Source organism: Methanobrevibacter sp. (assembly GCF_045126245.1).
GTDB lineage: Archaea > Methanobacteriota > Methanobacteria > Methanobacteriales > Methanobacteriaceae > Methanocatella.
Genome location: NZ_JBGVOG010000098.1, coordinates 1 through 7,993 on the forward strand (window position 1 = coordinate 1; position 7,993 = coordinate 7,993).

8 protein-coding genes are annotated in these 7,993 nt (G+C 37.1%); 1 reads left to right on the forward strand and 7 read right to left on the reverse strand.

Annotated elements, in window-relative coordinates:
* The 4 genes from ACJMLZ_RS07255 to ACJMLZ_RS07270 form a co-directional block, all read right to left on the reverse strand.
* Positions 1-638: NAD(P)/FAD-dependent oxidoreductase (locus tag ACJMLZ_RS07255; RefSeq protein ID WP_405304959.1), on the reverse strand; the 638-nt coding region annotated here is incomplete at its 3' end.
* Between the two features lie 5 nt (positions 639-643).
* Positions 644-811 (reverse strand): 4Fe-4S binding protein, encoded by a 168-nt coding sequence (locus tag ACJMLZ_RS07260; protein WP_292609466.1) that lies wholly within the window; start codon positions 809-811, stop codon positions 644-646.
* 113 nt (positions 812-924) lie between these two features.
* Positions 925-1,350, reverse strand: a complete 426-nt coding sequence (locus tag ACJMLZ_RS07265; RefSeq protein ID WP_405304960.1) for a universal stress protein — start codon at positions 1,348-1,350, stop codon at positions 925-927.
* Positions 1,351-3,057, reverse strand: a complete 1,707-nt coding sequence (locus ACJMLZ_RS07270; protein WP_405304961.1) for an ATP-binding cassette domain-containing protein — start codon at positions 3,055-3,057, stop codon at positions 1,351-1,353.
* A gap of 83 nt (positions 3,058-3,140) precedes the next feature.
* Here ACJMLZ_RS07270 and ACJMLZ_RS07275 point away from each other — a divergent pair, with 83 nt between their 5' ends.
* Positions 3,141-3,437: a hypothetical protein gene (locus tag ACJMLZ_RS07275; protein WP_405304963.1), complete on the forward strand. Its 297-nt coding sequence runs from the start codon at positions 3,141-3,143 to the stop codon at positions 3,435-3,437.
* Here ACJMLZ_RS07275 and ACJMLZ_RS07280 read toward each other — a convergent pair.
* The 3 genes from ACJMLZ_RS07280 to ACJMLZ_RS07290 form a co-directional block, all read right to left on the reverse strand.
* On the reverse strand, positions 3,428-3,967 hold the full coding sequence (locus ACJMLZ_RS07280; RefSeq protein ID WP_405304964.1) for a zinc ribbon domain-containing protein: 540 nt from the start codon (positions 3,965-3,967) through the stop codon (positions 3,428-3,430). The two genes, ACJMLZ_RS07275 and ACJMLZ_RS07280, sit on opposite strands and share 10 nt — an antisense overlap.
* A gap of 99 nt (positions 3,968-4,066) precedes the next feature.
* Positions 4,067-5,818: an excinuclease ABC subunit UvrC gene (gene uvrC, locus ACJMLZ_RS07285; protein ID WP_405304965.1), complete on the reverse strand. Its 1,752-nt coding sequence runs from the start codon at positions 5,816-5,818 to the stop codon at positions 4,067-4,069.
* A gap of 12 nt (positions 5,819-5,830) precedes the next feature.
* On the reverse strand, positions 5,831-7,993 hold a 2,163-nt coding region (locus tag ACJMLZ_RS07290; RefSeq protein ID WP_405304966.1), incomplete at its 5' end, for a DUF3320 domain-containing protein.

Below are 7,993 nucleotides of genomic sequence, written 5' to 3' on the forward strand. Positions count from 1 at the left end.
GGGAAAATCCATACATATCCTCCAGGAGCGCAGGAGCCTAAGTAAAATTCGATTACACCTGGTTTTTCAAATTCCACATTGCACATTTCATACTGTACACCGGATTCCATTTCCTTTGGTTTTGCAGCCGGCCTTAATCCAGCCCATCTTGCAACATGGCCTTCAGGACCGTCGGCTGCAATAAGGATTCTGCATTTGTAATCGATTTTTTCACCCATGCATTCGGTATATACAATGTATCCGTCGTCAATTTTGTCGATTCCTGTAACCAGGGTTTTGATTCTTATCTCAGCACCTGCTCTTGCGGCATCCATCGCCATGTGCTTGTCAAAGACTTTTCTTTCCAAAATGTATCCTGCTTCAGGTATTTTTACCTGATCTTCGGTCAACCATACATCAGTTCCGTCAGGGGTCTGTATCCTAACCCCTTCAATCTTCTGGGTTACCCAACGTGGGGACGGTTCGATTCCCAATTTTTCCAATCCTTGAATTGAAACACCTTCAGCACATCTTTTTGGTGCACCAATTTCAGATTTCTTATCCATTAAAATAACTTTTGCTCCGCCTAATGCAGCGTGTTTTGCTGCACTGGAACCTGCAGGTCCTGAACCTACTACTATCACATCAGTTTCTATCATATTAATCAATCCTCTTTTTCTAATGCATCAATTGGACATGCTTTAATGCAGGTGTCACAATCCTTACAGTCATCATCGTTGAATACCAAAGCGTATTCCCTAACTTGAATCAAATTTCTTGGACAAACTCCAGCACATTCTCCGCAGAATGAGCACCAATCTTTAACAATCATAAAATATCTCCTTAAACATAACAGTTTATATTAATAATACTTAGTTTATTATAATATTTAAAATTATAGTAAAAAAACAGATTTTAAATTAAAAAAAAAGAATAAAAAAGAAATTATTTGACCAAAAGGACAGGAACATCAGAAGTTCTCAAAAGCCTTTCGGAAACTGAACCAATTTGTGTGTCTGAAACCTCATTTTCATCAAATGATACGAATCTATTGTTGTTGGCCCCATGAGCATGAATGACAACCAGATCTGCACGGGTTTGGTCAACAATGAACTTCATGTCCCTCAATGCATCGGCAGTAAGCAAATGTTCAACTACCTCCACACCGGATTCATTAGCCTTTTTTGTGACCTTGCCAAGAAGTGCATTTCCTGAGTCCTCTTCGGAATCATAGCTGTTAAAGGAAAATTCCTCCAGAACATGGACAGCCGCAATTTTTGATGAAAATCTCCTAGCAATTTCAATTGCAATGTCTGCAGCCTCAAAACTGTATTCTGACCCATCAATAGGAACCATTATCATATCAAACATTTAATTAGCTCCCTTAAGATAATCCGCATGGCAGAAATCAATGAAATTGCCTACAATCTGGTCTATGTCCTCACTGTCATCGATGATTTTACCGTCATCCATAAATACGGCCCTATTGCTAAGCTCCTTAATGAAGTCGGTATTGTGGGAAATCATCACAACGGTAATTCCATACCTTTTGGAAATCTTTTTAAGTGAATTGGTAACTGTCCTTAATGTAACAGGATCCAAATCCCCAAACGGCTCATCCAAAAGCAGGAATTCAGGTCTTGAAACTAAAATCAATGCAAGCATTACACGTACCTTTTGACCTCCTGACAATTCATAGGACCTTCTGTTCAGTATATCCAAATCCAAATCAAGACTTTCAAATATGTCCGCTACGGCTTCACGGGTTGCAGTTTCAGGGAATTTAGGGAATAAGTCATTTAAAATTTCAGCATCCAATCCGACTTGTCTTAAACGTTCCTTCGCTTCAACTTCAGGCAAATCGGTTAACTGATAAAATGAGTCCAGGAGTTCCTCGCTAAGCCCTATCTTTTCAGCCCTGGCCTTAGCATCATTGATGATGTCCTGATTTTTATAACCTAAACGCACTGCCAGCTGATCTAACACAGTTGCATAATGGCTCAATGCAAATTCCTGGTGCATGAATCCCAATTTGGACCTTATCTTCATACGGCCCATACCTGGAATGTCTATGTCATTCCATTCACCGCCGACGTTATACAATACCTCTCCCTTATCAGGATCATCAAGACCGCCTAGCATTCTCAAAAGCACTGTCTTTCCAGCGCCGCTAGGGCCTATAATGCTTAAGATATTTTCCTTTTGAACCTTGAAGTTAATGTCTTCAATCTGCAACACTTCCCCACCGGTCAGGAGATAAAATCTCTTGAAGACATCCTTGACTTCAATAACATCCTCATCGGTCGGAACGTTTTCAATATCCACAATAGGTTCCATGTCTTCCATGAACTTATCACAGATTTCATCAGGTGAGCCCTCATCAACAATTTCACCGTCTTCAAGCAGGATTACCCTGTCAGCAAGATATTTTTGAACATCAGGCAAGTGAGAGACTAGAATAACAGTAATATTTAACTCCTTATTGATTTTTTTTACCGCATCCAATATTTCCTGTTTTGTTTTAGGGCATGCCATTGTAGCAGGTTCATCAAGAAGTAAAGCTTTAGGTTGTTTTGCAAGTTGGCGAGCCATAATAAGTCTTTGCTTTTCACCTCCGCTTAATACGGAAGCGTAATGGTCCTTTTTATGAGTGAGTGAAACAAGCTCCAGAATTTCATCGGCTTCATCTCCAAAATCACTTTCGGCAACTTCAAAATTGGTGTCGCCTTCGTCAAAGTATTCTCGCGCATATAACTTTCTTAAAACGTTTTCCCTCACAGTATCTGGCCATAAACCAAAAGACCTTTGAAGGTGAATTGCAGTGACCTTCTTAAGGTTATTATAATAATATTGAGAAGAATTGGAATCAACGCTGTCGCTACCAACTGTAATGCTTCCAGCGTCAATATGTTCAACACCTCTTAAGGCTCTCAGAAGTGTGGTTTTACCGGAACCGCTTTTTCCCATGATTCCAAGTATTTCCCCTTCCTTAACTTCAAAGCTTACATCCTTTAAGGCTTTTACCTTAGTACCGTCATCAAGTTCATAATCTTTACTTACGTTTTCAACTTTTATCATTCTTAATGCCCCTATAATATACAAATCTTTATTCGTGAAACTATTTATATTTTAATCATTATACAATTAAATTAGTGATTTATATGGCTAGCGAAAATAAGATTCAAGAATATGTTGATAGTTTGGAACAAGAAAAAATTATGATTGAAACACATTTTGCCAATATTGAAAGGATATTGAAGGACAATCCTAAATTGGATCAAGAAAAAGCATTCGGACTACTGTCTAACTTTAACACACTTACTATTCAATATGACCAGTTATGCAATGACCTTATCAAATTTATCAAAATATTCAAAGATAAGGAAGACCAGGAAATTCGTCTTTACAAAACCGATGAATTAGTGGAATTATTGGAAGAAAAAATCAATCAATTGTAATTATAACTAACTGAAATCTTTCCTGTAGCGTTTGTAGTTGAATTTTCAGCTACAACCTTACCGTTTCTTAAAAGCTGTATTGAAAGCTCACCTTCACCATAATCATCTTTTTGAGCTTGGATATATACTTTATCCCATGATGCGCAGTCAAGGGTTATCTCTTCAGTGCCATAACCTATTCTTTCAACGAGATAATTTGGATCTCCCATTTTAGAATACCAAGTACCATTGTATTTAATAACTGCCACATACGGATAAGAAGATGTATGCTCCAAACTTCCATTATCAGTAATAACATTTAAAGATGATTGACTATCCTGTTGAGAGCCATTACTGATAAAAGAAAACAACAACAAAGCAATAATAATAATTCCCAAAATTATGAATATCTTTTTAGCAATGCCCATGCTCCAGCTATTCGGTCTTCTGTTATCCCCACTACTGTTGGGGTCAGCTAGAAGATAGGCACAATTATCACAATACATAGATGTGGGCGAATTGTCATAGCCACATCTTGGACATTTGACCATAGTTATAAAACCTTTTATATTCTTATAAAAACATTATAAAAATACTTATATTTAAACTTAATTGAAAATAGTTTATTTTTTCTAATACTAGATTAAAATTTAGTGATAAAAATTATAGACATTTTCAGCCGTTTTTTGATTCATGCCTTTAATTTTAGCTAAATCGTTCACTGATGCATTTTTTACATTATCAATTGTTCCAAATTCTTTTAAAAGATTAATTTTGCGTTTTTTTCCAATTCCAGGAATATTGTCAAGAGAAGAAGCTTGAATATTCTTACTGCGAAGTTTTCTATGATACGTAATGGCAAATCTGTGTGATTCATCACGCACTTGCTGAAGCAAGTGTAATGCTATATTATTTTTAGGAATAATGATTGGACGACTGGAGTTTGGAATATATATCTCTTCAAATTCCTTTGCAAGCCCAATTATTGGAATATGAGTAAGATTTAATTTTTCCAAAACACCGCAAGCCATGCCCAGCTGACCTTTGCCCCCATCAATCACTATCAGGTCAGGTTCGGGGTCTGAATCGACCATTTTTAATCTGCGGGTCAGCAATTCCTCCATCATTGCAAAATCGTTCGGACCAGGAGTTTCCATTCTGAAATGTTTATACATCTTTTTATTGGGTTTTCCCTCTTTAAAAGACACTTTTGAACCGACAGCAAATTCGCCGGAAATGTTACTTATGTCATATCCTTCAATGACATGAGGTATTCTTTCCAGTTTCAGATATTTCTTAAGCTCTATCAATGCATTTCCCATTTTTTTCTTTTGATGCTTGATGATTTCGGCATTTTTACTTGCCATCTTGACAAGACGCAGCTTTACACCCTTTTGGGGTACCTTAATGTGAACCTTATTTCCCCTCAGGTCGCTTAGCCATTCCTCAAGCAATTGCCTATCATCAATGTCCTCATCCAAAAGAATCTGCTTCGGAACATGCCTGTTGTATCCATAATATTGCTGAATAAATGCAAATAATATCTCCGAGGAAGAATCATACTGGGAACCGCTCATCAGAAAATCATCACGACCAACGATTTTGCCGTTCCTGATTGGCATTATGATGACCACAACCTCGTCTTCATCCTGAGCAATGGCTATTACATCCTGGTCAAGGTCATCGTCAACCAAATCCACAAACTGCTTTTCCATAATCTCTTCAATGGAAGCAATCTGATCCCTTATGACTGCTGCCTTTTCAAACTCTTCATTTTCTGCGGCTTCGGCCATTTCGCGCTTAAGATTTTTGACTATTGTCGAATATTTACCCTGAAAGAACAGGTCAATCTTATTGATAATTTCCGAATATTCCTCTTTTGAGATATTGCCCGAACATGGTGCATAACACAAGTCAATCTGATAGTTGAGACAAGGCCCGTCCATATTGCGGCAGGTCCTTATTTTAAACAATGACTTTAAAAACTTTACAGTCTGCTTAACCGAACCGACATCAGTAAAAGGCCCGTAATATATGCCGTTCTTGGAAATGTTTCTTGTAATCACAACCCTTGGAAATTCCTCATTGGTAATTTTTACATAAGGATATCTTTTATCATCCTTCAGCTGAACGTTATACCTCGGACGATGCTTTTTAATCAAGGTAGCTTCCAGAATCAAAGCCTCTTTTTCCGAGTTTGTGACTATATATTCCAGGCTATCAAAATGACTCATCAATATTTGAGTTTTAGGCCTGTCCAGCTTTTCTCTAAAATAAGATTTAACCCTTTTTATGAGGTTTTTTGCCTTGCCGATGTAGATAATGGTATCCGTGCTGTCGCGCATTATGTAAACACCGGGCTTGCTTGGCAGATTATCGGGAGATTTGACTTTTGTAGACACTTAAAAAACCCCCTAATTAAGTTCAACTGTATCATTGGTTATTTTAACTTTGTTGTTTGCTATCATTAAATCCAAAACACTGATGATTCTATCGGAAGTCTTTTTAGATGTTGACTTGAATCCGAAGTTGCGTGAAGTTTCCTTTGCAACCTGCTTTGGAGTGAGGTTTGGTTTGTGAAGCAGTACCAGTTCAATGTTTTTGGAGATTTCCTCATCTGAAATCAGTTCTATGTTAGGTTTATTTCTTCTTCTAATAAGAATGCTGTTGTTTGTTGCATCGTATAGGAATTCTCCTATTTTTATTATATTACCGGAAGTTTCCGCTTCGTCAATGGCTGCATTGACTGCCTTTTTCAGATTGGAACCTGCCCTTTTAATATTGCAGCTGTCCTTAACCCTTTTGATTACCTCTTTTACATGAATCGGCCCTTCCACATCAACAATATTTACAATGGATTTGGCAACTTCGGCAGATGGCCTTTTATACAAGTCATCAGGAGAATGCAATCCAATGTCTGCCGCTTCAACATAGTCTGTTATGCTGTCTTCGATTTTTCCTTTGCCCGGAAGTTTCTTATCGTCAAATGATTTTAGGGTATTGTTGCTTTGATACCTCTCCTTTTCAATTTCCCTGTAATCGTCATTGGCTGTTTTAATAATATCCTCCAACGCCTGATCTTTTAATTCTTCCCTTCTGTGCTGTTCATGAACTGTGACAATAACGTTCTCATCATCATCAATCTCTTTTTGAAGGGCTTCCATCATCAATTCCCTTTCAATTCTCTTCTCTTCTTTTTCAGCAAATGTCAATTCCTCTTCCTTTTCAATGATGATATGTGAATCATCATCGCTTGGCATATTCAAGTAGTCTTCAGGATTGTATTCTTCAGTTCTGTCGACTACAGAAACATAATCAATTTGAGTAGGATTTTCAATTTCTTTCAATGACCTGTTGATATATTTCATGTCCTTCTTGATTCCTTTAAGGGACTCCCTAACAGACCTTGGCTTCTCATCATCATAGTAGAAATTGTTCTTTCTTAACTTGCTTGTAACATCATTAGAACCTTTATAATAAGTAACTCCATCAGCAGAAACCTCTTCAGGAACTTCCTGCTCAGGAATATCATCAGTTTCCTCTTCCTTGATTTGCGGGTCTTCTTTTAAGACTTCATCTTCCAAATCATTATTTTTAAATACATCATCCATGAATTCACTTACGGCATCATCAACCACTCTTGTTGCCTCTTTTCTAATGTCATCATCAAATTTAAGTGATTCATCAGTGAAAATGTTAAGCTCCTCATCATCCTCATAGTCGAATTTTGGAGTTGGCCTTTCAAGATTTTCAAAATCATCCCCATAGTCATCTTGAGACTCATCAAATGATACGTCATTGTTTAAATCAGGCAATTCATCGTTGAATATATTGAGTTCCTCTTCACCGTTAACAATTTCAGCTTCAACAACAAATTCATCCTTTGGAGCAGGTTTATGCAATTGCTCATCATCTTCCTCAATAACTTCGCTGCGGAATGTTTCAATTTCTTCAGTTTCAAGTTGTGATTCACCTGAAATGACATCAGAAATAAATGAGTTGATTTTATCTTTCATTTTTGATTTTTGGGATGCATTGGTTTTTTCAGCAATTTCTTGTGACTCTTCATTTTGCCCAAATTCTGCTTTTCTGTTTACCTCCTCAGTAAAGTCCTCTTTGGTTTCATACTCTGAGTGGTCAACATAAATGTAATCATCATCAGAACCCAAATCAACCTCAATCTCATCATCAACATTCAAATCAGCTTTTTGTTTACCCGCAGGTTTTTCAGCCTTGTCATCTACATCAAAAATTGGCACTTCCTCATCTTCCAGCACATGCTCATCATCATTGCTGTGATCAACATAAATATAATCATCATCAGAACCCAAATCAACCTCAGGCCCATCAACATCTTCTTCACGATTGGAATTTTCAGAAGCAAATCTGATTTTATCTGAAAAACTTACTTTAGGTTTTTCATCATCATTTAAATCAGATTTCTCTTTCTTAACAGATTTTTTAACTTCATCCTTTGCATCATAAATAACTGGCTCTTCCTCATCTTTTAAAATGCGTTCATCATCATTGCTGTGATCAACATAAATATAATCATCATCAGAACCCAAATCAACCTC

What these genes read in the sequence shown, in the direction of transcription:
- ACJMLZ_RS07260 (WP_292609466.1), bottom strand. Translation starts at nt 811, where the DNA reads ATGATTGTTAAAGATTGGTGCTCATTCTGCGGAGAATGTGCTGGAGTT.
- ACJMLZ_RS07265 (WP_405304960.1), bottom strand. Translation starts at nt 1,350, where the DNA reads ATGTTTGATATGATAATGGTTCCTATTGATGGGTCAGAATACAGTTTT.
- ACJMLZ_RS07270 (WP_405304961.1), bottom strand. Translation starts at nt 3,057, where the DNA reads ATGATAAAAGTTGAAAACGTAAGTAAAGATTATGAACTTGATGACGGT.
- ACJMLZ_RS07275 (WP_405304963.1), top strand. Translation starts at nt 3,141, where the DNA reads ATGGCTAGCGAAAATAAGATTCAAGAATATGTTGATAGTTTGGAACAA.
- ACJMLZ_RS07280 (WP_405304964.1), bottom strand. Translation starts at nt 3,967, where the DNA reads ATGGTCAAATGTCCAAGATGTGGCTATGACAATTCGCCCACATCTATG.